Genomic DNA, 24,321 nt, shown 5'->3' on the forward strand with positions numbered 1-24,321 from the left:
CTAGGTTGCTGAGTTCCGGCTGGGGGATAATAGGCTCAGAATTCGATGTACCGGCCATATGGCCGGTGGTACTACCCGGAAACTTTCCGGGACAACTGTGGAGAGGCAAGGGACGTGACCTACGTAATCGCGCAGCCGTGTGTGGACGTCAAGGACAAGGCATGTATTGAAGAGTGTCCTGTTGACTGCATCTACGAAGGCGAACGTTCCCTCTATATCCACCCGGATGAGTGCGTGGACTGCGGAGCTTGCGAACCCGTGTGCCCGGTGGAAGCGATCTACTACGAGGACGACACCCCGGAGGAATGGGCCGACTACTACAAGGCCAATGTCGAGTTCTTCGATGACCTTGGTTCCCCGGGCGGCGCTGCCAAGATCGGCAACACCGGCAAGGACCACCCCTTCATCGCTGCGCTGCCTCCTCAGAACCAAGACCACTAAGAACGGTTGCTTCCTTTGATTTCTGCGGCCCCCGCTTTCGGCCTCAACCTGCCCGACTACCCTTGGGAAGCCATGGCGCCGTATGTGGCCAAGGCATCAGAACACCCGGGCGGGGTGGTCAATCTCTCCATCGGAACCCCCGTGGATCCTACGCCGCAGCTGGTTCGCGAGGCGCTCGCCGGGGCTGCGGATGCCCATGGGTACCCGACAGTCCACGGCACGGAGGCACTCCGCGAGGCTGTGTCCGCCTGGTTCGCCAGCCGTCGCGGGGTCCCCGGGATCGATCCGAGGGACATCATGCCCACGGTCGGCTCCAAGGAATTGGTGGCTTGGCTGCCGTTCCTGCTGGGACTCAGCGCGGGTGACGTCGTGGTCCGTCCCACTGTTGCTTACCCGACTTACGACATCGGCGCCACGCTCGCAGGGGCCACCGCAGTCGCCGCCGACAGCCTGGACGAACTGGATTCAGCCACTCGCGCCAGGGTCCGGCTCATCTGGATCAATTCTCCGGGCAATCCCACGGGCAGCGTCCGTGACGTCGAATCCCTCAGGCAGATCGTGGCCCAGGCACGCGAGATCGGCGCAGTCGTGGCGTCGGATGAATGCTATGCCGAACTCGGCTGGGGTGAATGGGATGCGCAGCGTGGCGGCGAGGCCGTTCCGAGCGTCCTTGATCCGCGCGTCACGGGAGGATCCACGGACGGCCTCTTGTGCGTCTATTCCCTCAGCAAGCAGTCGAACCTCGCCGGCTACCGCGCTGCTTTCGTGGCCGGGGATTCGGCGATCGTGGCAAATCTCGTCAACAGCCGCAAGCACGCAGGCATGATCGTGCCCTACCCGGTTCAGGAAGCAATGCGCGCCGCGCTCAGCGATGCCGGCCACGTGCTTGCCCAAAAAGATCTCTACCGCGGACGCCGTGAACGCCTCGTGCCCGCACTTCAGAACTTCGGCCTGGAGATCCACGAGTCCAGGGCGGGCCTGTACTTGTGGTCCACGGCGGGGGAGGCAACGTGGGACACGGTCCAGCGTTTCGCTGACCTGGGGATCGTCGTCGGGCCCGGAGTGTTCTACGGAGACGCAGGCAACGGTTTCATCCGAGTGGCGCTCACAGGCACCGACGAACGCATCGATGCGGCCGTGGAACGCTTGAACACTGCTCGGTAACAATGCTGTGACTTGCCGCACAGGGCGCGTCAATCCGCCAGTAACCGTAGCTTGTGAATTAGTTTGTCCCGCTTACTGGCGGTAGCTTTTAACTGACTATCAATGGTGGCTTTCTCCATGAAGGCAGTCCGGCCGATGGCGCCTGCACTTGCAGGCCCCCGGTTGGAGTCACCAGATGTTGGTTGGATCAAGCTTTCGACCGAGGCCAAGAGCCTCATGAAGGGGACTCCATGACTGAGACCACCAGCGCTACCCTGCGCCATGCCGGCGGAGAGCTCGAACTCCCGCGGATCAAGGTTGTAGAAGGGAACGAAGGATACGACGTTTCCAAGCTGCTGAAGCAGACGGGCGCCGTCGCCTATGACCCCGGCTTCATGAACACCGCCGCCACCACGTCGGCGATCACCTACATCGATGGCGACGCCGGTATCCTGCGGTACCGCGGCTACCCGATCGAGCAGCTTGCCCAGCACTCAAGCTTCCTGGAAGTTTCCTACCTGCTGATCTACGGCAACCTTCCCACACCCACCGAGCTGGACGCGTTCGACCAGCGGATCCGCCACCACACGCTGCTCCACGAAGAACTCAAGGGCTTCTTCGGCGGCTTCCCGCGTGACGCGCACCCGATGCCGGTGCTTTCCTCGGCCGTCTCCGCGCTGTCGACGTTCTACCAGGACTCCTTGGACCCGTTCAACCCGGAGCACGTGGAAGTTTCCACTATCCGCCTCATGGCGAAGCTTCCGGTCATCGCGGCCTACGCACACAAGAAGTCCATAGGCCAGCCGATGCTGTACCCGGACAACTCCATGAACCTCGTGGAGAACTTCCTGCGCCTGAGCTTCGGCCTGCCGGCAGAGCAGTACGAGTTGGACCCCGTCGTCGTCAAGGCGCTCGACCTCCTGCTCATCCTGCACGCCGACCACGAGCAGAACTGCTCGACGTCGACCGTCCGCCTGGTGGGCTCCTCGAACGCGAACCTGTTCGCTTCCGTTTCCGCAGGCATCAACGCCCTCTTCGGCCCCGCCCACGGTGGCGCCAACGAAGCCGTGCTGAAGATGCTGCGCCAGATCCAGGCCGACGGCATCAAGCCCGAGGAATACATGGAGAAGGTCAAGAACAAGGAGGACGGCGTCCGCCTCATGGGCTTCGGGCACCGGGTCTACAAGAACTACGACCCCCGCGCGAAGATCATCAAGGCGACCGCACACGAGATCCTGGGCAAGCTCGGCGGCAACGACGAGCTCCTGGACATCGCGATGCGCCTCGAAGAGAAGGCGCTGGCCGATGATTACTTCATCCAGCGCAAGCTCTACCCGAACGTCGACTTCTACACCGGCCTGATCTACAAGGCCATGGGCTTCCCCGAGAAGATGTTCACCGTGCTGTTCGCGATCGGCCGGCTCCCCGGCTGGATCGCCCAGTGGCGCGAAATGATCAACGATCCCCAGACGAAGATCGGCCGTCCGCGGCAGCTCTACACAGGAGAGCCGGAGCGCGACTACCCGGCGATCTAGTCCGGCCCGGCCAACGCGGGGTCACTTACGGTCCGTCCCAAGGGACATCATGGGCCGTAAGTGACCTCGCGTTGCTTTTTAAGAGCTGTAGCCGAGGGGGTTGTTCTTCTGCCAGCGCCAGTGGTCTTCGCACATCTGGTCCACGGTCTTCGTGGTGGACCAGCTCAGGTCGGCCAGGGCGGAGGAGGCATCGGCCCAGAACGCGGGCAGGTCTCCCGCTCGGCGGCCGGTGATCTCGTACGGCAGCGGGTGGCCCACAGCCTGCTCGAACGCGTGAAGCATCTCCAGCACGGATGTACCCTTGCCGGAGCCGAGGTTCCAGCGGTGCACGCCGGGGCGTTCCGCAACGTAGTCGAGGGCGGCGACGTGGCCATCCGCGAGGTCGACGACGTGGATGTAGTCCCGCAGGCAGGTGCCGTCCGGGGTGTCGTAGTCGCCGCCGAAGACCATGAGCTTTTCGCGGCGGCCGACGGCAACCTGGGCGATGTACGGAACCAGGTTGTTGGGGATGCCCTGCGGATCCTCGCCGATCCGGCCGGAGGGGTGCGCGCCCACCGGGTTGAAGTAGCGCAACAAGGCGATGTGCCAGCGTTCGTCCGCGGCGCCCAGGTCCGTGAGGATGTCCTCGACCTGCTCCTTGGTGCGTCCATAGGGGTTGTTGGCCCCGATCTCCATCTTCTCGATGTAGGGGATGGGGTTGTGCTCGCCGTATACCGTTGCCGAGGAACTGAACACGATCGAACGGACGCCGTGCTTGTCCATGGCGCGCAGCAGGTTCAGTGTGCCCACGATGTTGTTGTAGTAATAGTTCAAGGGTTCCTGCACGGATTCGCCAACCGCCTTGAGGCCCGCGAAGTGGATGACGGCGTCGATGCTGTGCTGGTCGAACACGGCCTCAAGCGCGGCCTCGTCCACCAGGTCCACCTGATGGAATGCTGCGGTCTTTCCCGCCAGTTCACTGACGCGGCGCAGGGATTCTTCGCTCGAGTTCACGAGGTTGTCCACCACGACCACTTCGTGTCCGGTTTCCAACAGGGACAGGACGGTGTGCGATCCGATGTAGCCGGTGCCACCCGTGACAAGAATTCTCATGCAAGCAACGGTAGTCGAACTTGGTGCGTGCCCGCTCAGTGTTGCGTAGGCCACAGTCCCGCGGTTCCGTGTGCCGGACGGCACGGTTCAAGCACGTTTGTGCTAAAAAGATTTGTGCCCAAGATTGTCGATGCCGAAGCCCGGCGCCAAGAAGTAGTCGAAGCCGTCTTCAGGATCATCGCCTCGGATGGCCTCGAGCGAGCCTCCTTGCGGGAGGTGGCCGACGAAGCCGGGCTTGCCGTTGGTTCGGTCCGCCACTACTTTGCCAGCAGCGACGAATTGCTGGTCCATTCCTTTGCCGTGGTCATCGACAGGATCGCCGGGCGGCTCGAGGGGGCGTTCGCCGTCGTCGAATCCCTGGACAACGGCTCGGCGGAGCACGACGACGCCGTGTTAACCCTGCTGGGTCAATTCCTTCCGCTCGACGAGGAACTGGCCGTCGACGCCTGCGTGTGGATGGCATTCCGGCACGCGGCCCGGATCCGGCCGGTGCTCGAACAGGAAGCCGCACGCAGCCACCGTGCCGTGGCCGCCGTCGTCGGCCGCTTGGTGATGCGGCTGATGCCCGACGGCGGATCCGGCCAGGAGCGTCTTGTGACCGAGGCCGAGCGCCTCCTGGCTACCCTCGACGGCCTGTGCATGCACGCCTTGCTGCAGCCCGAATGGATGACGGCCGAAGTCTGCCGCGACGTTCTGACCGCACATGTGGACAGTCTTCTTGCGGTGCCTTCCAACCGTTAACGTCGCGCCTCTTCGGGAATAGACTGGAACTCTGAGCGGGCACCTGCCAAGGGAGGCAATCGGATGCATGACACAGGCGGTCAGGGGTGGCGGATCACAATGGACACTTCCGGACCGATGCTCATTGCCTTGTATCTGAGAGACGTTGCTGGATTGGACGGAGCCGGGACGCCGACGCTTTCCCACGCCACACCTAAAGTAAGGCACGCGGACCACACGCACCTCACCGCCGAGGTAGGCGGAGTGCCGGCCCTCAAGACGGAGTGGGAGGCCTGGTGGGAACAGCTGCTGAGGGCGTATCCGGATGCCGCGCCCGAGCTTTCACCCCCGGGATTTAACGCCTTCGGCAATTCGCCGGCCCTTCGCCGGGTACTTCAGGCACACTTCGGTGCCGCCCTGACGTGGGCCCGTGAACGCCTTGAAGAGTACGAAAAACTCGAGGCTGAACGCGAAGCGAGTGGCGCCACGCTGCTTCTGGGCGACATGGTGGAGGACCGGCTGCTCGAAGTCGGCCGGAGCTCCCGGGACTTCCAGCTGACGATCATCGAGCTGCCCCTCAACGAGCCACGGGCCTGGTACCTTGAGCCGGACAAGATGATCATGAGCCACCGGCTCTTGTCCGAACCGGACATCTTCCGCAGCTACGTGCAGCCGGTGGTCGAACTGCTGGCCTGAGGCCAGCAGCCCCGCACATTACGTCTTCGGAGCCGAAACCGTGATGGTCACGGATCCCGATGCTGCCGCTGAATCCTGCCACCCCTTGTGGTCCTGCCGGTTCCAGCTGGCGCCGGCCACGTCAACCTGGGTCACGGAGAGGTCCTTGGCATTCGCCACTGCCCACTGGGCCACAGCCCATGCCTGCACGCCAGTGATGTTCAACTGGACCGTGCGGCCTTGGGCGACGGCCGGCAGGGAGCCGAACGCCGTCGTCATGGCTGCCGCAACGGCATTCGGATCACCGGCAGCGTCCGCGGCGCGGAGGGTACAGTCCAGGGCCCTTTCAGAATGTCCGGTCAGCGCCGACGCGTAGGCCCGGCCCATCGCTTCCTGCTGCGCGTAGGCCTGGGGGTACGCGGAATGCTGGACCGCTTGCGCGGCATCGGTGATCGCCATGGTTTCGTAGCCGGGCACTTTCACCAAGTGGTCATAGAACGCGTTCGTCGCGTAGACGGGATCCATGACCTCGGCTTCGGTGCCCCACCCTTGGGACGGGCGCTGCTGGAAGAGTCCCCTCGAATCGGGGCCTACCTCGTCACCGTGGCCGATGTTGCGAAGCTTGGATTCCTGCATTGCGGTGGCCACCGCGATGGTGGCCGCACGCGGAGGCAGCCCTCGCTGGACCGCAATGGCGGTGATGAGGGCGGCGTTCGCCGCTTGGTCCGTCGCCAACTCGTAGGAGTCCGAGCCGACGACGGCGACGCAGCGCTCCGTAACCAAGGTTTCGGAGCGCTGCAGTACAGTCACCACGGCATAGATGGCACCGGCCACCAAGGCAAGCGCCAGCAACAGGATGATGGTGCGTCGGAGGCGGCGCATCCGGATATCAGCTAGTTGGCGTGGAGGGCTTCGTTGAGTTCCACCGTCTGGCCCTTGCGGGGGAGGACCTCGACTTGACCGGTGGTGGAGTTGCGGCGGAACAGCAGGTTCGGTACGCCGGAGAGCTCAACAGCCTTGATGATGCTGCTGGTGTCCTCGCCGTTGGCGTCCTTCGGGCCGGGGATACGCACCCGGGTTCCAGCCGTGACGTAAAGGCCGGCTTCAACCACGGAATCGTCGCCGATGCTGATGCCCACACCGGAGTTGGCGCCCAGGAGCACGCGCTCACCCAGGGAAATCTTTTCCTTGCCGCCACCGGAAAGGGTTCCCATGATGGAGGCTCCGCCACCGACGTCGGTGCCGTCACCGGCAACAACGCCTGCCGAGATGCGGCCTTCAACCATGGACGTGCCGAGGGTGCCGGCATTGAAGTTCACGAAGCCCTCGTGCATGACCGTGGTGCCTTCGGAGAGGTAGGCGCCCAGGCGGACCCGGTCGGCGTCGGCGATCCTGACGCCGGTGGGGACGACGTAGTCCACCATGCGGGGGAACTTGTCCACTCCGTAGACCGTGACGGCGCCGCGCTTGCGCAGCCGGGCGCGGGTCAATTCGAAGCCATCCACCGCGGCGGGGCCGAAGTTCGTCCACACAACGTTGGGGAGCTTGCCGAAGACGCCGTCCAGGTTGATGCTGTTGGGCTTGACCAGCCGGTGCGAAAGCAAGTGCAGGCGCAGGTAGGCGTCAACGGTATCTGCGGGGGCTTCGTCCAGGTTGATCTGGGCAAAGACCACTTTCTGCTCGGTCCGGCGGTCGGCGTCGTGGCTGTCAGCGGCGAGTGCGGTCAGCGACTCGTCGGCGTGCTCCACGGCCCGCAAGGATGCGGCCGCTTCGCCCAGTGCCGGCGCCGGAAACCATACGTCCAGCACGGTCGCTTCTCCGGCGTCGGAGGTGGCGATGGTGGCCAGGCCAAAGCCGTAGGCGGTGCGGTCGTTGTCAGAAGCGCTATCGAGAGCGGCAGAGGCAGCGGTTTCAGTCATGGCGCAAGTCTATCGAGAGCCACTGCTTCCCTTGAAACCGTGTGTGGACCGAAGGGGTCGCAATTCGCTAGGGATACAGTGGAGAGGTGACCGTTGAAACTACTCCGATCCTTCTTGACATCAGGCAAGACGTTGCGCTGCTGACCGCCGCGCTGATGGACATCAACAGCGTGTCCGGCAACGAAGCCGCGCTTGCAGACGCCGTTGAATCCGCCCTCCGGACGATCCCTGGCCTGCGCATTGTGCGGGACGGCGACGCCATCATTGCCCGGACCGAGCTGGGACGCCCGGAGCGCGTGATCCTGGCCGGCCACCTCGATACCGTGCCGTTGCCCACCGTGGAAGGTTCACTCGGCACCGTGCCATCCACGTGGGAGTCCGGAGTCCCTGGGACGGGAAACCTGTACGGACGCGGGGCCACTGACATGAAGGGCGGGGTGGCGGTGCAGCTTGCGCTGGCCGCAACCATGTTCGACGGCGGCGCTGAGCCCGGCAAGGACGTCACCTTCGTCTTCTACGACCACGAGGAAGTCGAAGCGGTCAAGAGCGGCCTCGGCCGCTTGGTGCGGAACCACGGCCATCTCCTGGAGGGGGACTTCGCGATCCTCCTCGAACCCACCGACGGCACAGTGGAAGGCGGGTGCAACGGCACCAGCCGTTTTGAGGCCACCACGGTCGGGGAAGCCGCGCATTCCGCCCGGGCATGGATGGGCAGCAATGCCATCCACGCTGCCGCGCCCATCTTGAGCCGCTTGGCGGCCTACGAACCGCGCACGGTCAACGTGGACGGGCTGGACTACAGGGAGAGTCTCAACGCCGTGAAGATCAACGGCGGCACCGCGGGAAACGTGATCCCGGACCGCTGCGTCGTGGAGATCAACTACCGCTTCGCGCCGGACAAGACCCCGGACCAGGCCGAAGCCCATGTGCGCGAACTGTTGGAGGGCTTCGACGTCGTCCGCACCGATGCCGCCGCTGGAGCGCGGCCCGGCCTCAATCACCCGGCTGCGGCGTCCTTCGTTGCCGCCGTCGGGGCCCAGCCCAAACCCAAATACGGTTGGACCGACGTCGCGCGCTTCAGCGAACTGGGCGTTCCGGCGGTCAACTTCGGGCCGGGCGATCCGCTTCTGGCGCACAAAGACAACGAACACGTCGACGCCGATGCCATCCGTGAGTGCCTCCGCGCGCTGCGGTCGTGGCTGGCTGACTAGGTCGAGCGACCTCACTCTTGCTTGTGAACGTGGGTGTGGCCCGTGGGCTTGGTTCCGGAACCAAGCCCACGGGCCACACCCACGTTTGCGGCGTATCCGGCGGCATCCGCGCTAGCCTAGGTCAATGAGTACGAGCCAGCCCCAAGTTCCTAGTCCAGACGCCAATGGCAAGGCGATGAGCAACGGATCAGCACCGTCAGCCCCCGCCGTTGCCCCGGAGCCGCCAGCAAAGCACAAAGGACCCTTGGAGCTTCGGCGCAAACAGGCCGCCATGCCGATGTCGGACCAGCGACTCCTGGACACCAGGGGAGCGGACCACTTCATTCACACCGACCCATGGCGGGTCCTGCGGATCCAGAGCGAATTCGTCGAAGGATTCGGTGCGCTCGCTGAGCTCGGCCCCGCCGTCAGTGTCTTCGGGTCCGCCCGCACCAAGCCGGGCACCGGCTATTACGATATGGGCGTGCAGGTCGGCCGCCATCTCGCCGAAGCCGGCGTCGCCGTCATCACCGGGGGTGGCCCGGGTTCGATGGAAGCGGCCAACAGGGGAGCTGTCGAAGGCAACGGCGTCTCCGTTGGACTGGGAATCGAACTGCCCTTCGAACAAGGCCTCAACCGGTGGGTGGACCTCGGTATCAACTTCAGGTACTTCTTCGCCCGGAAGACCATGTTCGTCAAGTACGCCCAAGGGTTCATCGTCCTGCCGGGCGGCCTGGGTACCCTCGACGAACTGTTCGAAGCCATGGTTCTGGTGCAGACCCGCAAGGTGACATCATTCCCGATCGTCCTTCTGGGGGTGGATTTCTGGAGCCCGATGATCGAATGGATCAAGGGGACCCTGGTTGCCGAAGGCATGGTTTCCGCAAAGGACCTGGACCTCATCCAGCTTGTGGACGATCCCGGGGACGCCGTCCACCGCGTGCTGCACGGAATCCCGCGTCCGCCTTCGACCAACGGCGACCAGCGCCCGGAGTAGCATTGCCGGCACTGAGCTCTCAGCTGAGTCTGGCACGATGGTTGTTGTGAGCTTTTTTCTGGTCTTTCTGGCGATTGTCATTATCGGTGCCGTTTTGTTCCTCGGTGCCGGAATGGCGAGATCCAGCCGCGACTCCGGCGCCGGCTTGGATGAACCCGTCCCGAACCTGCCGCCGGTCCTGTTGCCGGCCGGAGCCAAGGCGTCCGACGTCGATCGCGTCCGTTTCGCCCTCGGCCTGCGGGGCTACCGCATGGACCAGGTGGATGAGGTGCTCGATGAGCTGAGGGATCAGCTGACGTCCCAGGAGAGGGAAATCGAACGACTGAAACTGGCCCTTGAAGCAGCCGGGGACCAGGAAGAACCACAGGAGTGACCCAGCCAGTCGAAGTGGGGACTCCGAAGGGATCCCTGGCCCGAAGGCTGCGCCTCGTCGGAGCCCATGCCGTCGCTTGGCCCTGGTGGGTCCAGGTAGCCCTCGTCTATATCGCATCGAGGCTTGTCAGTGCTTGCATCTTCATGGCTGCGGCATTGCAGCAAGGTGTCAATCCGTGGTTCCCGCCGGCGCCCGACTACTGGAATTTCATCACGATCTGGGATGGGCGCTGGTACGCCGAAGCCGCGAACAACGGGTATCCGTCTGTCTTGCCGCTCAATGCGAACGGCGGCGTCGCGGAAAATTCCTGGGCCTTCTATCCTCTTTTTCCCTACCTTGCCAGGGCTCTCGGTGCCGTCACCGGACTGGCGGCGCTGCCCGCCCTGACAGTCATTGCCGTGGTGGCCGGGCTGGGCGCGGCCCTGTTGGTCTACAAACTGTTCCGGGAATACGCCGGGCGCACCACGGCGCTCTGGGCTGTGACCTTCTTCTCGATGTTCCCGGTCTCGGCCATCCTGCAGGTCCCCTATGCGGAGTCCCTCAACACACTCTTGCTGGCGGGTTCGCTTCTGCTTCTGGTGCGCCGCAAATACCTGGCTGCGATCCCGGTGGTCTTGCTCATGTGCCTGTCGCGGCCCACCGGCGTGCCCTTCGCGGCCATGGCGGGCCTGCTCCTGCTCCACCACTTGTGGAAGAGGTTTGGACGCCGCCCAGGCGCGGGGTCCGTTCAAGGAACCATGCCCGCGGCCGCCATTCCCACGTCCAAGGAACTTGGATCGCTGGCGGCGCTTGTAGTCGTCAGCGTGGCAGGGGCTCTCGCGTGGCCGGCCATTGCCTGGGCGGTCACGAGGGATCCCCTGGCCTACACCAAGACTGAAACGGTTTGGCGCGGGGACGACCTCGTTCCGTTCAAGCCATGGTTCGAGACCGGTCAATTGCTCTTCGGACCAGTACTCGGTATCCTGGCGCCGTTTGTCTTCGTGGCGCTCTTTGCCTTGCTGATGGTGAGCAAACCCGTCCGGGCGCTGGGCGCCGAGCTGAGGCTGTGGTGCACGTGCTACATGGGGTACCTCCTGGTCTTCCTGCACCCCCAGACGAGTACGTTCCGGATGCTCTTGCCCTTGTTCCCCTTGGCGCTCAGCGCGGCCTGGTTGTCCCGTTCAAAGGCTTACCGCGGCACAGTGGTGGTCATGTTCTTCCTCCTCCAGATCGTTTGGATCGTCTGGCTGTGGGCGTGGGCCCCGCTGCCGGGCGGCGGCGACTACCCGCCGTGATGCCGCGACGGTCTTTCCCCTGTTCAAGCGCGATCACGGCCCGCCGGGAAAAGTCCATCAATTAGCTACGGGCGGGTAATTACGAGATAATGGACACAAGCAAGGACAAAGGCACTCTCGGGTGCTCGGCGACGACGACTGAACTGCCATGAATGTCGGCGCCGTATATTCCACGCGGAGCCAGCCCGGCCGGGTTGGCGGGATTTGGGACAACTGGAGGGGATTTTCCTAATGGCGGCTATGAAACCACGTACTGGCGACGGCCCTATGGAAGTAACCAAAGAGGGCCGCAGCCTGATCATGCGTGTGCCGCTCGAAGGCGGAGGACGGCTGGTGGTCGAGCTCAACGCAGCAGAGGCGGCGAACCTCAAGGAATGCCTCGTAGGCGTTACCGAATAGATTCACTGGGCAGGGCCCGGCGTAAGAGCCGGCGCCCTGCTTTCATGTTTAAGCCTGAAAGCGAACGGCGGCCGGCTACTTCTTGACTGCGACCAGCAAGCCGTCACCTGTCGGAAGCATCGCCGAGGAGAGCCGCTCGTCGTCGCGGATGGCCTTGCCGATCTGGCGGAGCACCACGGTGGTGCTGTCCCGGGCAGCCGGGTTGGAAACCTTGTCCTTGTCCAGCGCGTCGTTGATGACCAGCGTTCCGCCCGGCTTGAGGAGCCGGATTGCTTGCTCGACGTAACCGGGAAAATTGGGTTTGTCCGCATCGATGAACACGAGGTCGTACGCGGAGTCCGTCAGGCGCGGCAAGACATCGGCGGCACGGCCTGAGATGGTCCGGGTCCGGTTCGCCGGACTGCCGGATTCCAGGAACGCCTCGCGGGCGGCCTTGAGGTGCTCGACGTCGACGTCGATAGTGGTCAGGACAGCCTGCGGGCTGAGGCCGCGCAGCAGGCACACGCCTGAGACGCCTGCCCCGGATCCGACCTCCACAACGGTCTGCGCCTTCGATGCCGCGGCCAGGACGGTCAGGACTGCCCCGACTCCGGGGCTGACCGGGGTCACGCCCAAATCGTAGGAGCGTTCACGGGCGCGAAGCAACACGTCGTCCTCGGCAGGCAGATCTTCTGCATAGGACCAGCTGGTTGACTTGTCGGCACTCATGGGGGTTCGCTTTCCAGGCAGAGGGGTATTGCTTCCAGACTACTGGCTACGCGCCGCCCAGCCCGGACGCCCGCTGCCCGCAATTCTGTGTCTTCGGAGTGCCTTCCGGACAATGTTCGCTCTGCGGGAAAAGCATGCCAGTGATCAGCAAAATCTCAGCCAACACTGGGATGATGTATATCCAGCCATCCAAGCGAGGGCTGGCAACGAACTCCTGAGTGACCGGCAGGATGACAAACAGTTTGAGGGGAGCGGACGATGCGGGCATCAAGTGCTGCGCCAGTCCAGACAACGGCAGCAGTCCTGGGTTCCACCGACACGGCCCCGCCGGCCGAGGAGTGGGTCAGGCCGAGCTGGGAGGAAGTGGTGGAGAACCACTCCGCCAAGGTCTTCCGCCTTGCCTATCGGCTCACTGGAAACAAGTTCGACGCCGAGGACCTCACCCAGGAAGTCTTCGTCAGGGTGTTCCGTTCGCTCGAAAACTTCAAGCCAGGCACCCTTGACGGCTGGCTGCACCGCATCACCACCAACCTCTTCCTCGACCAGGCCCGTCGCAAGAGCCGCATTCGCTTCGATGCCTTGGCCGAAGACGCCGAATCCCGGTTGCCCGGGCGTGAACCCGGTCCCGAGCAGAGCTTCGAGCTGAACAACCTCGACCTGGACGTCCAGCGCGCCCTGGAAGAACTCCCGCCGGACTTCCGCGCCGCCGTCGTGCTTTGCGATCTTGAAGGCCTGTCCTACGACGAGGTTGCCGAAGCGCTTGACGTGAAGCTGGGGACCGTCAGGTCCCGCATCCACCGCGGACGGACAATGCTCCGTGAAAAGCTCGCCCATCGGGATCCACGTCCGGTCCAGGCCCGCAAGCCGCGGCTCAAGATGCCGCGCATCGCCGGCCTCCTTTAGTCGCCGATGGGTCTGCTGAAAGGACGACGCGGCAGTTTGGCTCGGGGAACTATCCGGCACAGCCGCGCCCCCGGCCATCTGCAGGAATGCTCTGAATGCCATGCCGCGGTCCTGCGGGAACGCCAGTACCTCGAACGGCTCCGCCGTGCCGCTGTCCCTGAAGCCAGCGAGGATTTCACCAACCGGTTGATCGAACACACCCAGCGGCTGGCGCAATCCGATTTTCCTGAGCGCCCTGAACCGCAGCGGAGCGTGTGGCACGGTATCCGGCTTGCCAGCGCCGCGGCGGGCGGACTCGCCGTGAGCGCCGGAATCCTGGCGGTCGCAGCCTACGCGCTCGGCGGTGAAGTTGCGCCCCAGGCGTCCAACCGCGGAGAACAGGAAGTCCGGACCCTTGTCAGTTCAACCGTGCCCGGAAGTACGGGAGAGGAACTCCCCGTGACGGGTTCGCAGCTGAGTCTGCCCGTCAGCGTGGCAGGAACGGTGAGCCTGGACGAGCAGCAATTGTCCGAACTGCGGAAAGACGGCTGGGCATGCCCCGAGATGGCCAGCATGGGATACCACATGGTTTCCGCCCGGGCCCTGATGCAGGACGGGCACCCCGCCGTTGAGCTGCGCCTCAGCGACGGTGACCACCACGCCACCCTGGTGGAGCAGCACTTGGAGGGCAGCGGCGCTTCGGGAACCCAACTGTCGATCGCCCAGGGCGCCCCGTGGCAGGCCGTCTACTCCTCACCGGTGGCCGTGCTGCGTTACTCGTCCGACATGCCTTCCAACCAGGCTGCGGGAGCCGTTCCGGAGCTTGTGAAGGCTGGCGACTCGCTCATGGTCGCCCGGCCGGCCGAAAACAGTGCAGAGACCTGGAACGAACGGTTGCAGCGGGGCCTCCATGCCCTGGCGGGCCTCGCAGGTTTCTGAGCGGACCAACGGACAAGGTAACCTTCGATACGTGTTTGGAATCAATGGCTCGGAGTTCGTCGTCCTGCTGATCATCGGCGTCATCGTGATCGGTCCCAGCCGTTTGCCTGAATACACGCGGAAGTTGACGAATCTGGTCAAGGAACTGCGGCGCATGGCGTCCGGTGCCCGTGAGCAGATCAAGGAAGAAGTCGGCATCGACATAGATGACGTCGACTGGAAGAAGTATGACCCGCGCCAGTACGATCCGCGCCGGATCATCAAGGAAGCACTGCTCGACGACGACACGAAGCCTGTCAGCGACGGTGCGCCTGTCGCTGTGGACGCCGTGGCGAAAGCTCCCGAGCGGGTTGTCGAACGGCTTTCCGTCGGTGAAAAGGCGCCTTTCGACGCCGAGGCCACCTAGAAACTATTTCGGCTGGATCCCGAGGGACATTCCGGCCAGGCCCCGCGGCTTGGCGTTGAGCTTGCCCGCGATGCCCTGAAGCGCCTGCGCGGCAGCCGTCTCCGGGGCCGCCAACACCACGGGGCGTCCCGCATCCCCGCCTTCGCGCAGGCGGATGTCCAAGGGGATCTGTCCCAACAGCGGGACGTCGCTTCCGACGGCGGCACTCAGCCGCTCAGCCAGCACCCGCCCGCCGCCGCTTCCGAACAATTCCATCCGGCCGCCGTCGGGCATCTCCAGGAAGGACATGTTCTCCACGACTCCGGCAAGCGTCTGGCCTGTCTGCGTGGCGATGGTTCCGGCCCTTTCGGCAACATCCGCCGCTGCTGCCTGCGGGGTGGTCACCACGAGGATTTCGGCGTTGGGAAGCAACTGCGCCACGGAGATGGCGATGTCGCCCGTGCCGGGCGGGAGATCCAGGAACAGGGCATCCAGATCGCCGAAATACACGTCCGTGAGGAATTGCTCCAAGGCACGGTGCAGCATCGGCCCGCGCCAGGCGACTGCCTTGTTCCCGGAAACAAACATGCCGATCGAGATCACCTTCACGCCGAAGGCCACGGGCGGGAGGATCATGTCGTCCACGCGCGTGGGCTGCTGTGTGATTCCCATGAGGGCCGGGACGGAGAAGCCGTGGACATCGGCGTCGACGATTCCCACGCGCAGCCCCTGCGCCGCAAGGGCGCAGGCAAGGTTGACCGTCACCGAGGACTTCCCCACACCGCCCTTGCCGCTCGCGACGGCGAAGACCTTCGTCAGGGAGCCTGGTTCGTTGAAGGGGATTCCGCGTTGACCGCCAGCGCCGCGCAGCCGTTCCTTCAGTGCGTCCCGTTGCGGCTGCGTCATGACCTTGAGTTCGACGTCGACGCCCGTCACTCCCGCAACGCGGCCAAGGGCAGCGGTGGCGTCGGCCGTGATGGTCTCTCGCAGGGGGCAGCCGGCGATGGTCAGCAGCACCACAACCCGGACGGTTCCGTCCGGACTGGCCTCTACCGAATCCAGCATCCCCAATTCAGTAATGGGACGGCGGAGTTCTGGATCGATGACGGTTGCCAAGGCAGCGTTGAGGGCCTCGACAGAAGGTGTGCTCATGGAGTGGATGTTCAGCTTTCGGGCTGGTCGGGAGGACCTGACTGCCTGGCCGGCGAGGTGCCGACGGACGACAGGTCGGGTGCGGTCTGGTCAGCGCTGGAGTGCGCCGGGTGGATCTTGGGGATCTGCTGCGTGGGGGGATTGCGCTGTTTGTTGCGCTTGTCCTTGATTTTGTCCTTGGCCTTTTCGCCGTTGTTGGAGCCGCCGGAACTGTTCGGTCCCAACTCGTCCTGCGCTTCGAGCAGATCGGACAGCAGCGAGCGGAGTTCGGCACGCACGTAGTCCCTGGTAGCGACCTCGCGCAGGGCGATGCGAAGGGCGGCGACCTCACGGGTCAGGTATTCGGTATCAGCCAGGTTGCGCTCGTCCCGGGCGCGGTCCTGCTCGATGGTCACGCGGTCCCTGTCGTCCTGGCGGTTCTGGGCCAACAGGATCAGGGGCGCCGCGTAGGAGGCCTGCGTCGAGAAGAAAAGGTTGAGGAGGATGAACGGATAGGGATCCCATTGGAAGCCGAACAAGCCAATAACGTTGAACGCGATCCAGATGACCACGAAGATCGTCATGTAGAACAGGAAGTTCGCCGTACCCATGTAGCGGGCGAAGCGCTCGGCGAACCGGCCGAAGGCATCGGGATCGCTGCCGAAGTTCGGCAGCATGCGGGAGCGCAGCTCGAGCGGGGTGTCCAGTCCTCCGCTGGTGGGCTTCTCAGCCAATTCGACCTCCTAGTTTCCTGATCGGGGCTCCGTCTTCATGGGTTCGCCAGTCGTCCGGGAGCAAATGGTCCAAGAGGTCATCAACAGTCACCGCCCCTACCAGGCGACCGGCGCTGTTCACGACCGGGAGGGAGTTCAGGTTGTAGGAGGCCATGGTGTGGCTGACCTCGCTGACGCTGGCATGATCGGAAACCGGCTCGAGATTCTTGTCCACGATGCTGCCCAGCTGTTCGGGCGGGGCGCTGCGGAGCAATTGCTGGATATGCACGACGCCGAGGAATCGTCCCGTGGGTGTCTCCAGCGGCGGCCGGCAGATAAAGATGGCCGAAGCCAAAGCGGGGGAGAGCTCTTCGCTGCGCACATGGGCCAACGCTTCAGCGACCGTGGCTTCCGGGGGCAGGATCACGGGCACCGGGGTCATGAGGCCGCCGGCAGTGTCTTCGTCATACTGCAGGAGCCTGCGGACGTCGTCAGCCTCGTCGGGCTCCATCAGGAGCAGCAGTTCTTCGGCCTTCGCGGAAGGCAAGTCCGCCAACAGGTCCGCTGCGTCGTCCGGGTCCATTTCTTCCAGCACGTCGGCCGCGCGTTCGCTGTCCAAAGCGGACAAGAGCGTGACCTGGTCTTCTTCCGGCAATTCCTGGAGCACGTCGGCGAGGCGTTCGTCCTGCAACTCGCTGGCCACTTCGATCCGTCGCTTGTCCGACATTTCCTGGAGTGCGTCGGCGAAGTCGGCCGGCTTAAGGTCCTCGTGGGTGGCAACGAACTGGCTGGCACCCTGGGGATCGTTCTCGGAGCCCTGCAGAGTCTCCGCCCAGTCCACCAGCAGCGTGTGGCCGCGGCGCAGCCCCCGAAGCCTGGAGGTAGACGTGCCGCGTCGAACGAAAAGCTTGGAGACCAGCCAGTCGCCGTTGCGCTGCTGGTCCATGGCGATGTCTTCGATGATGGCGTCGCCGCTGCCGTCCTTGAGCGTCACCTTGCGGTCAAAGAGCTCGCCGACCACCAACTGCTCGGCACCGCGTTGCTGGAAGCGCCGGAGATTGACCAAGCCGGTGCAGATGATCTGGGCCTGGTCCATCGACGTCAGCCTGGTCATGGGAACGAAGACGCGCTTCTTGCCCGGAACCTCGACGACGATACCCACTGCGTGCGGGGCCCCGCGCAAGCCGCGCGAAAGCACCACGACATCGCGCAGCCGGCCCAGGCGATCGCCCAGGGGGTCGAAAACGTCGAGGCCGAGCAAACGCGCAACAAAGATGCGTGAAGGATTTGTGCTCACCCTTACAGGCTACCGAGTCTGCTCTCTTTTAGCTGAATTTCAGCCGGTTCACATGTGTATGGGACAGAATGGGGGTATGGCGAACATTTTCGGTGCCCCCAAGGCCACGGAGGAATCCCGCAGCGTCCCCAAGGGCGACACCGTGGGCTCTTACACTTCCTATCTCGATGCCCAGAAGGCGGTGGATTATCTTGCCGACCAGCAGTTCCCCGTCCAGCATGTCTCCATTGTCGGAAACGACCTCAAAATGGTGGAGCGGGTAACGGGACGGCTCAGCTACCCGCGCGTCGCTTTGTCCGGCGCGTTGAGCGGTATGTGGTTCGGCCTGTTCGTGGGCGTCATGCTTTCGTTCTTCACCCCTGCCGGCGGTCCCTTCTCGATTGTGACGTCAGTGCTCATGGGTGCGGCGTTCTTCATGCTCTTCGGGATCGTCACCTACGCCGCGCAGCGCGGGAAGCGGGACTTCACCTCCACCAGCCAGGTAGTGGCGACGAACTATGACGTCATTGTCGCCTTGGAAGCATCGCAGGAAGCCCGCCGTCTCCTGCACCAGTTGCCGATGAATCCTTCCGAGGCGGCTTTCGGCCGGCCACCTCAGGCCTACACGCCGCAGGACTACCGGAACCCTCCTGTCCATCCAAGCGCACCCCAGGGCCCGGCGCCCGAACGCCCGGCGACCTGGCAGGACCCCTACGGCCAGCGTGGACCCGAAGCCGGACAGGGAACGGCCGGCGAGCCAGCCCAGCCCGTCGCAGATGCCCCGGTCGCGGCCGCGCGGCCAACCGCCGGCGTTCGCTACCCGGACCTTCCCGACGGCCGGCCTCAGTACGGTGTACGGGTGAACGAACCCGGAAACGGCGAGCAGGCTGCCAACGGTGAGGATGCGGCCAAGCAGTAGTTAGGGCAGGGCCACACAGCTGCAATCTGGAAGGCGTGGGAGCTTTCGGACGCGCCATTCCAAAGTGAACAGGTCGAGTTCCCGTACCTGCCCGGACAAGGCAAGAGGCAACCCGAGCAGGATCCTCATGGCCTCCCAAGCGGCCAGATTCGCCACCAAGCCCGAAATGGCTGCGGTACTTCCCCCGCTCCTCGTTCGTCCCTTGAGCGGAAGGAAGTCGGCGCAGTTGTGATCGTTCATGGTCTGTGAACGGATGCATTGCCAGCACACTGTCTGACCGGGAACGATGCTGGTGCCTGGCACGCCCAGGTTCCCGCCATACGCGCCACCAACGATATGTGGAACGCGCGCTTGGGTCGCGGCTTCGGCGATGATGTCTGAGATCACCACAACATCCGGCTCATCGGCGCATCCGACCACCAAGCTGGCGTCGCTTATGGCTGATTTGAGATCCGCTGCGGCAACCACTCGACGACGGTTTGTGATGACCTGAAGGTCCTCGTCGATCGACTTGAACCGTTCGGCGGCGGCGTCCACCTTAGCCATGCCTAGGTCACCCGGCTGAAAGAGGATCTGCCGGTTCAAATTGGTAAGTTCTACAATGTCCGGATCGAAAATCTCAATTCTGCCTATCCCTGCGGCGACGAGGGATTGCAATAGCCATGTCCCGGTCCCACCGACTCCCACGACCACCACTTTTGAAGTACGAATTTTCTCCTGCAGTTGAGTTGGTGAGTTGGCAAGGGAAAACGTGGATGCGAACTCCTGAAACAGCCTCTCTTGGCGTTCGAATCTGTTTGTCTCTGAATGCTCCGGCTGCGGGTATAGATCAAGGAATCGCTCGGTTTCCATGATTGCCAGGACGTTTTCAAGCGACGTGCGAGTGAATCCGGCACTACCTTCCAGGATCGATTCGATCCTTTCGACGGAATTCGACCCGTCAAGCAAGGGGATCAATTCGATCACAAACGGGGAAACGTCGAATTCAAGGACCCGGAGTTCCATGGTGCAAATGAACTGCAGTCGACAACCGCGGTTGAATACGAGCACACTGTCTCGCAATCTCAATGACCGGGAACCCATCTTCGCTCCTTCTCTATCTGCCATTACTCGGCCCTCAGCGCCGCTGTCGGCTCTATTCGACCCGCCCTACGGCTCGGTCCTATCGCGGCCAGGCACAACGCGGTCAAGGTGACAAGTGCGATTCCACTGAACGCCAAGACGGAAACAGTGGGACTCAGCGTCACGCCGAGTGCCCCTGCGACAAGCTGGGCTAATACCCGCCCAGCCAGCTGGCCAAGGAGAAGTCCCGCGGCTAACGCCGCGATTCCGATCAAGATCGCGTCAGCGACAACCAGCCTCGTTATGTCGCCGCGGGTGGCACCAATCGCGCGCAGCATCCCGAACTCTTTCTCGCGACGAGCGACGCCGACTGCGAGCAGGCCGGCGGCGCCGACCGCGCCGAGAATGAGCGCAAGCACCACGATGCCGAAGGCGGCACCGGCGTACGAACCCAGCTCTGATTCTGCGCGCTCCTTCATTTTGGCGGCCGTGATTACCGAGACCCCAGGGATGTCGGCAACTGAATCAGCGATCGCGTCCCGGAGCGCTGTGACGTCGACGCCCGGCTTCGCTTCCACATTCCAGCCGTTGGATCCGGTAACTCCGATCTCGGCCGCCGTGTCGCGACTCATCACCACCTGGTTCCCTGTTGCCAAGGACGCGTATGTCCCGACAAGGCGAAGCGAGAGGGACTTGCCCGCCCGATTTAGTCTGACGGTGTCGCCCAGGGAAACGCCCCGGCTAGCGGCGAGAGCTTCAGGAATGATGACCGCGCCTCCCTTTTTCAAGGCAAGCGGTGCAGACCCGTCACTTCCCTGGCGCCACGGAAGTTGAGCTGTGTCGAAGTAGCTTTTTGGATCGACGGCCAGGATTGCAACCTGGCTCGTGGTGCCTTGGAACTGCAGTGCTGCGTGATCCCAGACTGTGTCTGAAACGCTGTTGATCATTTGAATTGACGCAAGGCGTTCGTCTAATTTTCCAGAGATGGGCGTCGTGGACGATATTTGAATGTCGGCCCCGAATTGACGACCAATCTGCTCCATCATGGCACTCCGTACAGAGCCGACACCGATCACAAGGGCCGCACCTAGGCAGACGACAGTGCCCATGATGGCCGTCGTAGAGTCGAATGATGCGTGTTTGCGCAGACGCTGAGCAGCAGCCTTGCCTGTCCACCCCTTGAAGATCTGTAGCCTGGTGGCGGCCACGAGAATTAGCGGAGCAAGGAAGCCCGCGGCGGCCATCGATACAACGAAGCCAACGAGCTTCGCTACGACGGAGTCGATCCAGTAGCTGCCGAGCCCCAATACGAGGAGCATTATGCCGAGGGCGGCGCGGAATCTCCTTGAAGACCTGCGATCCGCGCCGTCAGGCGAGATGGCCGTAAGAGGGTCCTGGCGTAGCACCCTCATTATGGCCCGGGTCGCCCCGGCGCAGCCCGCAGCGACCCCACTCAGGATGGCAAGCAGACCTTGCCAAAGTTCCACCGCCACGGGTGCCGGGGGTATGTTGCCGATCGAAGAGAGGCCCTGGTTCAGGATCCAGCTCACGCCAAACCCAAGCCCCACCCCGACCACCGAGCACGCGAACGAGAGCATCATTGCCTCGCACAAGACGGTGCCCGCCAGCCAGGAACCGCGCGCGCCGACAGCTCTCATGAGACCATAAGTTAGCCGGCGGGCATTCACGACGGACTGGAAGGCCGTCAATGAAAGCAGGATCGAGATGCCCAGTACGGTGCCGGAAGCGATCATCAAGATGACTGAAACAATTGCGATGAGGGGACCGAGGGTCGAATTGAGGGCAGAAGTGTCCTGCACTTTGAACTGCGGAGGCAGGATGGACGAATACTCGCTCTGCCAGCGTTCTGCGGCGTTCCCGGCCCCCAGCTGGATGTCAACTCTAGATACTTGTCCCGGTTGGTTGAATACCGTCTGGGCATAGGACAAATCGACAAAAATGTTGTCGTATGCCAACGGACCAAGAACCCTGCCATTGAACACGCCTACGACGCGCAGTTGCGTGGTCGCGTCGCTCGACGCGACCACCAGCGAATCGCCTAGGTCAACACCTAAGCGCGAAGCGACGTCAGCCGGAACTAGGGCCTCTGGCTTGTTGAAGGCAGGGAGCCCGCCCCGAAGCTCCAGCCGCATGAGCTGAAGCTCTGTGTTCAACGTGGTGGGGTAACCCGTAACCGTCAGCGGGTGGGCTGTCCCAATGGTTCCCGCGCGACGGACGCTCGAATTCCGCGCCAGAGTAGGGATCGTCGTGGCGACGCCAGGGAGATCCGCGATTGCGCTCACTTCGCTCTCGGGAGCCGTTGTCCCGGGAATAGCAGGCACCACCGCGACGTCGCCTATGCCTGAAAGCGAGCCAACGCCTTGCGAGAGCTGGTCGTTGATGCTTTTCGATGTGAGCAGAGTGCCGAAAATCAGCGCGACGCCGAATGTCAGCGCGACCGCTGCGACTCCATATCGGGGGAAATCAAAGCGAAGTTGCCGCAAACCAAGACCGAACGCGCTCATCATGGTGAGAATCTCCCTCCTGATGTGGTCCGTTGAGGGGCAGGTCAAGGTGATCAATGATTTTTCCGTCGCGCAGCGCAATGATCCTGTCGGCATAACTCGCAGCATGTAGGTCATGGGTGACTAACAGCCCGCTGGTGCGAAGATCGTCTCCAATCGCGTCGCGAATCAGGCGGAGGACAACATCCCTATTCCTTGAGTCGAGGCTTCCTGTCGGCTCGTCGGCGAGGATGACGCTTGGAGTCCCGAATAGCGCTCGAGCTACGGCGACCCGCTGGCGTTGCCCGCCTGACAACTGGTCGGGAAATCTATCGGCATATTCAAACAGTCCCAGCTGATCGAGCAGGACCAGAGCATCTGCTCGCCACCGAAAACTCTTTTCACCGGAAACTATCGATGACAACGCGACGTTCTCCACCACCGTCATGCTGGGAACAAGATGAAATGCCTGGAAAATGAATCCAACATTCTCTCGCCGGAAAATTGTCTTCTGTTTTTCGTCCATGCCCGAGACCCGGAGGCCTGCTACGTCGATACTCCCTGCCGTCGGAGAATCGATTCCCCCGACCAATTGGAGCAGGGTTGACTTGCCGGATCCAGATGGGCCAATGACGGCAACCAGTTCACCTGGCTGGATCTCCAGTTCAGCAATGTCCAGCGCAGTTTTCTCGTTTCCGGCACCGTCGTCATAGTGGCGACGAACGCTTTTGAGGGAAATGACGGGAAGCTCGACAACGGTCACGTCTCGACGGCCCCGACTTGAGGGAGCATCCGGTCAAATTCGAACCACATTTCCCATTCTCCGACGTCTCCGGCGAGTAGCTCCGTCTCAATGACATCCCAAACGGCCAGAAGGGAGCGGCGACGTTGATCGGAAGATTCCGGCGGTGGAATAGCAGGATGGTATTTGAGTCGAAAGCGGCCGTTTCCGACCGCCCTGAGCGTGAGGGGGACCATGGGGGCGCCGGAAACATGGCTCAGGATAATCGGACCCGTGGGAACCATGATGGTCGTCTCCAAGAAGGGAATTCGGGCATGGTGTTCATCCACTCCACGAGGGTCCAGTTCAGGGAACATGGAAAAGATCCTGCCCTCACGCAGGGCCGTCAGGCCAGAGCGCATCGCCGATGTGCTCCCGAGCTGAATCCCGCGGAAGTCCAAATCAGGAAAGGACGCCGCATGGATCTCGTCAAAATTCATCCGGTTGTACAGCGTCGTCGTCGGCATTTCATAAGCGAGCATGGGAATGGCTGCATATGAAGGTCCAAGATGTAGCGGGAGCGCGATTACTCCTCGGCCACTGGATGCCGCCTCGTGAAGGTGCTCGCGTCCATCGACGTCCACAACGTCGCGGAACAGGGCCTCAGTGTCTTTCATCCACAGATTGATGTAAGTCGATTCAAACTGCAGCTTCGGTCCGTACTCAGCAAAGCTCGTGGCGTGCAATTCCTTGTCAAAGCCATCAAGCCCAGGGACAGTATTCATGAAATCCAGGGCCCGACCCTTCAAGACCTCGAAATTGTCTACGTCTGGTTGGTTTGCCCGGTAGATGGGCCGATCGAGGGCGTCTAGCTCCTTCATAAGGTTCCACGCGCCAACTGGCCCTGCAGCATGGATAGCCTCATACAAATTCTGGTGCTTTGGAAAGTCGAAAATATTGAAGAGTGGCAAGCGCACGCTGTCCCCCAAATTCAGTGTTGGTCGTATCGTTGCTATCTCGCTTCGTTCGTTGGTGGCGAAGCACAAGCCTCGCCACCAACGAACCGCGCCGTGCTAGGTCAGGTGCACATACACCCTCCGCTACAGGCCAGGGTTGCTCCTGCCTCCAGCACGTTTTCTGAGATCATCTCCATGCGTGTTCACCTCCTCGCTTTGACCGATTCGAAGATGAAGAAATGCCACCTCGCAGCATGGCAACAGCACCAAACGGGGGATCGTCTATCAGTGCTGCGCCTAGGAGAAAGGTACAAGTGCCGAGGGGCGTCTCCGTGTGGATTTCGTCAATCTCAGTGGTCAAAACCGC

25 protein-coding genes are annotated in these 24,321 nt (G+C 63.0%); 14 read left to right on the forward strand and 11 right to left on the reverse strand.

Going from position 1 to position 24,321, the window contains the following annotated elements; translation table 11 throughout:
• Positions 1 to 114 precede the first annotated feature (114 nt).
• The 3 genes from fdxA to ACSBOX_RS06315 all read left to right on the forward strand — a co-directional run bounded on the left by fdxA (position 115) and on the right by ACSBOX_RS06315 (position 3,119).
• Positions 115 to 441, forward strand: a complete 327-nt coding sequence (gene fdxA / locus ACSBOX_RS06305; protein ID WP_018776555.1) for a ferredoxin — start codon at positions 115 to 117, stop codon at positions 439 to 441.
• A gap of 15 nt (positions 442 to 456) precedes the next feature.
• Positions 457 to 1,605, forward strand: a complete 1,149-nt coding sequence (gene dapC, locus ACSBOX_RS06310; protein ID WP_442545282.1) for a succinyldiaminopimelate transaminase — start codon at positions 457 to 459, stop codon at positions 1,603 to 1,605.
• 230 nt (positions 1,606 to 1,835) lie between these two features.
• The gene (locus ACSBOX_RS06315) at positions 1,836 to 3,119 is read left to right on the forward strand and encodes a citrate synthase (protein WP_234748347.1); all 1,284 of its coding nucleotides are present in this window, start codon (positions 1,836 to 1,838) and stop codon (positions 3,117 to 3,119) included.
• 78 nt (positions 3,120 to 3,197) lie between these two features.
• Here ACSBOX_RS06315 and galE read toward each other — a convergent pair whose 3' ends face one another.
• A complete protein-coding gene (galE, locus tag ACSBOX_RS06320; protein WP_442545283.1) occupies positions 3,198 to 4,211 on the reverse strand; it encodes a UDP-glucose 4-epimerase GalE in 1,014 nt (337 codons plus the stop codon).
• 114 nt (positions 4,212 to 4,325) lie between these two features.
• On the opposite strand from galE, the gene ACSBOX_RS06325 reads away from it, so the two are divergent.
• Positions 4,326 to 4,952: a TetR/AcrR family transcriptional regulator gene (locus tag ACSBOX_RS06325; protein WP_442545284.1), complete on the forward strand. Its 627-nt coding sequence runs from the start codon at positions 4,326 to 4,328 to the stop codon at positions 4,950 to 4,952.
• A gap of 63 nt (positions 4,953 to 5,015) precedes the next feature.
• Positions 5,016 to 5,627: a hypothetical protein gene (locus tag ACSBOX_RS06330; protein ID WP_442545285.1), complete on the forward strand. Its 612-nt coding sequence runs from the start codon at positions 5,016 to 5,018 to the stop codon at positions 5,625 to 5,627.
• 18 nt (positions 5,628 to 5,645) lie between these two features.
• Here ACSBOX_RS06330 and ACSBOX_RS06335 read toward each other — a convergent pair whose 3' ends face one another.
• Both ACSBOX_RS06335 and dapD read right to left on the reverse strand, forming a co-directional pair.
• Entirely contained in the window at positions 5,646 to 6,488 is an 843-nt protein-coding gene (locus ACSBOX_RS06335; protein WP_442545286.1) for a hypothetical protein, read from the reverse strand.
• Positions 6,489 to 6,499: 11 nt separating this feature from the next.
• Positions 6,500 to 7,525, reverse strand: a complete 1,026-nt coding sequence (gene dapD / locus ACSBOX_RS06340) for a 2,3,4,5-tetrahydropyridine-2,6-dicarboxylate N-succinyltransferase (RefSeq protein WP_442545287.1) — start codon at positions 7,523 to 7,525, stop codon at positions 6,500 to 6,502.
• A gap of 86 nt (positions 7,526 to 7,611) precedes the next feature.
• Here dapD and dapE point away from each other — a divergent pair, with 86 nt between their 5' ends.
• The 5 genes from dapE to ACSBOX_RS06365 all read left to right on the forward strand — a co-directional run bounded on the left by dapE (position 7,612) and on the right by ACSBOX_RS06365 (position 11,758).
• Positions 7,612 to 8,736 carry a succinyl-diaminopimelate desuccinylase gene (dapE, locus tag ACSBOX_RS06345; RefSeq protein WP_442545288.1) on the forward strand — a complete coding sequence of 375 codons (1,125 nt, stop codon included), beginning with the start codon at positions 7,612 to 7,614 and terminating at the stop codon, positions 8,734 to 8,736.
• A gap of 175 nt (positions 8,737 to 8,911) precedes the next feature.
• A complete protein-coding gene (locus ACSBOX_RS06350; protein ID WP_442545289.1) occupies positions 8,912 to 9,712 on the forward strand; it encodes a TIGR00730 family Rossman fold protein in 801 nt (266 codons plus the stop codon).
• A gap of 37 nt (positions 9,713 to 9,749) precedes the next feature.
• Positions 9,750 to 10,085 carry a DivIVA domain-containing protein gene (locus ACSBOX_RS06355; protein WP_442545290.1) on the forward strand — a complete coding sequence of 112 codons (336 nt, stop codon included), beginning with the start codon at positions 9,750 to 9,752 and terminating at the stop codon, positions 10,083 to 10,085.
• Positions 10,086 to 10,120: 35 nt separating this feature from the next.
• Positions 10,121 to 11,359, forward strand: coding sequence for a hypothetical protein (locus tag ACSBOX_RS06360; RefSeq protein WP_442545969.1), 1,239 nt, complete (start codon positions 10,121 to 10,123; stop codon positions 11,357 to 11,359).
• Positions 11,360 to 11,590: 231 nt separating this feature from the next.
• Positions 11,591 to 11,758: a DUF3117 domain-containing protein gene (locus ACSBOX_RS06365; protein ID WP_009357720.1), complete on the forward strand. Its 168-nt coding sequence runs from the start codon at positions 11,591 to 11,593 to the stop codon at positions 11,756 to 11,758.
• A 75-nt stretch (positions 11,759 to 11,833) separates the two neighbouring features.
• Here ACSBOX_RS06365 and ACSBOX_RS06370 read toward each other — a convergent pair whose 3' ends face one another.
• The gene (locus ACSBOX_RS06370) at positions 11,834 to 12,466 is read right to left on the reverse strand and encodes an O-methyltransferase (RefSeq protein WP_442545291.1); all 633 of its coding nucleotides are present in this window, start codon (positions 12,464 to 12,466) and stop codon (positions 11,834 to 11,836) included.
• Between the two features lie 258 nt (positions 12,467 to 12,724).
• Between ACSBOX_RS06370 and sigE the strand changes: the two genes are divergently transcribed.
• From sigE to ACSBOX_RS06385, 3 genes are read left to right on the forward strand one after another with little or no spacing between them, the layout of a single operon-like run.
• Positions 12,725 to 13,369, forward strand: coding sequence for an RNA polymerase sigma factor SigE (sigE, locus tag ACSBOX_RS06375; protein WP_078108311.1), 645 nt, complete (start codon positions 12,725 to 12,727; stop codon positions 13,367 to 13,369).
• Positions 13,370 to 13,405: 36 nt separating this feature from the next.
• Positions 13,406 to 14,287 carry a hypothetical protein gene (locus ACSBOX_RS06380; protein ID WP_442545292.1) on the forward strand — a complete coding sequence of 294 codons (882 nt, stop codon included), beginning with the start codon at positions 13,406 to 13,408 and terminating at the stop codon, positions 14,285 to 14,287.
• Between the two features lie 31 nt (positions 14,288 to 14,318).
• Complete coding sequence (locus ACSBOX_RS06385) at positions 14,319 to 14,693, forward strand: twin-arginine translocase TatA/TatE family subunit (protein ID WP_442545293.1); 375 nt, start codon at positions 14,319 to 14,321, stop codon at positions 14,691 to 14,693.
• A gap of 3 nt (positions 14,694 to 14,696) precedes the next feature.
• Here the strand turns inward: ACSBOX_RS06385 and ACSBOX_RS06390 are convergent, their stop codons facing one another.
• Genes ACSBOX_RS06390 through ACSBOX_RS06400 form a run of 3 tightly spaced genes read right to left on the reverse strand, consistent with a single transcriptional unit; the run spans position 14,697 to position 17,813 of the window.
• Positions 14,697 to 15,824, reverse strand: a complete 1,128-nt coding sequence (locus ACSBOX_RS06390; protein ID WP_442545294.1) for an Mrp/NBP35 family ATP-binding protein — start codon at positions 15,822 to 15,824, stop codon at positions 14,697 to 14,699.
• 11 nt (positions 15,825 to 15,835) lie between these two features.
• Complete coding sequence (locus ACSBOX_RS06395) at positions 15,836 to 16,480, reverse strand: DUF1003 domain-containing protein (protein WP_442545970.1); 645 nt, start codon at positions 16,478 to 16,480, stop codon at positions 15,836 to 15,838.
• A 49-nt stretch (positions 16,481 to 16,529) separates the two neighbouring features.
• Positions 16,530 to 17,813 (reverse strand): magnesium transporter MgtE N-terminal domain-containing protein, encoded by a 1,284-nt coding sequence (locus ACSBOX_RS06400; protein ID WP_442545295.1) that lies wholly within the window; start codon positions 17,811 to 17,813, stop codon positions 16,530 to 16,532.
• A 76-nt stretch (positions 17,814 to 17,889) separates the two neighbouring features.
• On the opposite strand from ACSBOX_RS06400, the gene ACSBOX_RS06405 reads away from it, so the two are divergent.
• Positions 17,890 to 18,711, forward strand: coding sequence for a general stress protein (locus tag ACSBOX_RS06405; protein ID WP_442545296.1), 822 nt, complete (start codon positions 17,890 to 17,892; stop codon positions 18,709 to 18,711).
• Here the strand turns inward: ACSBOX_RS06405 and ACSBOX_RS06410 are convergent, their stop codons facing one another.
• The 4 genes from ACSBOX_RS06410 to ACSBOX_RS06425 form a co-directional block, all read right to left on the reverse strand.
• Positions 18,712 to 19,716: a HesA/MoeB/ThiF family protein gene (locus tag ACSBOX_RS06410; RefSeq protein ID WP_442545297.1), complete on the reverse strand. Its 1,005-nt coding sequence runs from the start codon at positions 19,714 to 19,716 to the stop codon at positions 18,712 to 18,714.
• A 101-nt stretch (positions 19,717 to 19,817) separates the two neighbouring features.
• On the reverse strand, positions 19,818 to 22,301 hold the full coding sequence (locus ACSBOX_RS06415) for an FtsX-like permease family protein (protein WP_442545298.1): 2,484 nt from the start codon (positions 22,299 to 22,301) through the stop codon (positions 19,818 to 19,820).
• Entirely contained in the window at positions 22,258 to 23,040 is a 783-nt protein-coding gene (locus ACSBOX_RS06420; RefSeq protein ID WP_442545299.1) for an ABC transporter ATP-binding protein, read from the reverse strand. Before ACSBOX_RS06420 ends, ACSBOX_RS06415 begins: the two co-directional genes overlap by 44 nt.
• Positions 23,037 to 23,975: a lysophospholipid acyltransferase family protein gene (locus ACSBOX_RS06425; protein WP_442545300.1), complete on the reverse strand. Its 939-nt coding sequence runs from the start codon at positions 23,973 to 23,975 to the stop codon at positions 23,037 to 23,039. The genes ACSBOX_RS06420 and ACSBOX_RS06425 overlap by 4 nt, the downstream gene beginning before the upstream one ends.
• Positions 23,976 to 24,321 lie beyond the last annotated feature (346 nt).

This window comes from Arthrobacter sp. KN11-1C, assembly GCF_052180225.1.
In the GTDB taxonomy this organism is placed as follows: Bacteria; Actinomycetota; Actinomycetes; order Actinomycetales; family Micrococcaceae; genus Arthrobacter.

What these genes read in the sequence shown, in the direction of transcription:
- ACSBOX_RS06350 (WP_442545289.1), top strand. Translation starts at nt 8,912, where the DNA reads ATGAGCAACGGATCAGCACCGTCAGCCCCCGCCGTTGCCCCGGAGCCG.
- ACSBOX_RS06355 (WP_442545290.1), top strand. Translation starts at nt 9,750, where the DNA reads ATGGTTGTTGTGAGCTTTTTTCTGGTCTTTCTGGCGATTGTCATTATC.
- ACSBOX_RS06365 (WP_009357720.1), top strand. Translation starts at nt 11,591, where the DNA reads ATGGCGGCTATGAAACCACGTACTGGCGACGGCCCTATGGAAGTAACC.
- dapD (WP_442545287.1), bottom strand. Translation starts at nt 7,525, where the DNA reads ATGACTGAAACCGCTGCCTCTGCCGCTCTCGATAGCGCTTCTGACAAC.
- ACSBOX_RS06410 (WP_442545297.1), bottom strand. Translation starts at nt 19,716, where the DNA reads ATGGAACTCCGGGTCCTTGAATTCGACGTTTCCCCGTTTGTGATCGAA.
- ACSBOX_RS06405 (WP_442545296.1), top strand. Translation starts at nt 17,890, where the DNA reads ATGGCGAACATTTTCGGTGCCCCCAAGGCCACGGAGGAATCCCGCAGC.
- galE (WP_442545283.1), bottom strand. Translation starts at nt 4,211, where the DNA reads ATGAGAATTCTTGTCACGGGTGGCACCGGCTACATCGGATCGCACACC.
- ACSBOX_RS06390 (WP_442545294.1), bottom strand. Translation starts at nt 15,824, where the DNA reads ATGAGCACACCTTCTGTCGAGGCCCTCAACGCTGCCTTGGCAACCGTC.
- ACSBOX_RS06370 (WP_442545291.1), bottom strand. Translation starts at nt 12,466, where the DNA reads ATGAGTGCCGACAAGTCAACCAGCTGGTCCTATGCAGAAGATCTGCCT.
- ACSBOX_RS06335 (WP_442545286.1), bottom strand. Translation starts at nt 6,488, where the DNA reads ATGCGCCGCCTCCGACGCACCATCATCCTGTTGCTGGCGCTTGCCTTG.
- sigE (WP_078108311.1), top strand. Translation starts at nt 12,725, where the DNA reads ATGCGGGCATCAAGTGCTGCGCCAGTCCAGACAACGGCAGCAGTCCTG.
- ACSBOX_RS06330 (WP_442545285.1), top strand. Translation starts at nt 5,016, where the DNA reads ATGCATGACACAGGCGGTCAGGGGTGGCGGATCACAATGGACACTTCC.
- ACSBOX_RS06415 (WP_442545298.1), bottom strand. Translation starts at nt 22,301, where the DNA reads ATGATGAGCGCGTTCGGTCTTGGTTTGCGGCAACTTCGCTTTGATTTC.
- ACSBOX_RS06315 (WP_234748347.1), top strand. Translation starts at nt 1,836, where the DNA reads ATGACTGAGACCACCAGCGCTACCCTGCGCCATGCCGGCGGAGAGCTC.
- ACSBOX_RS06395 (WP_442545970.1), bottom strand. Translation starts at nt 16,480, where the DNA reads ATGCTGCCGAACTTCGGCAGCGATCCCGATGCCTTCGGCCGGTTCGCC.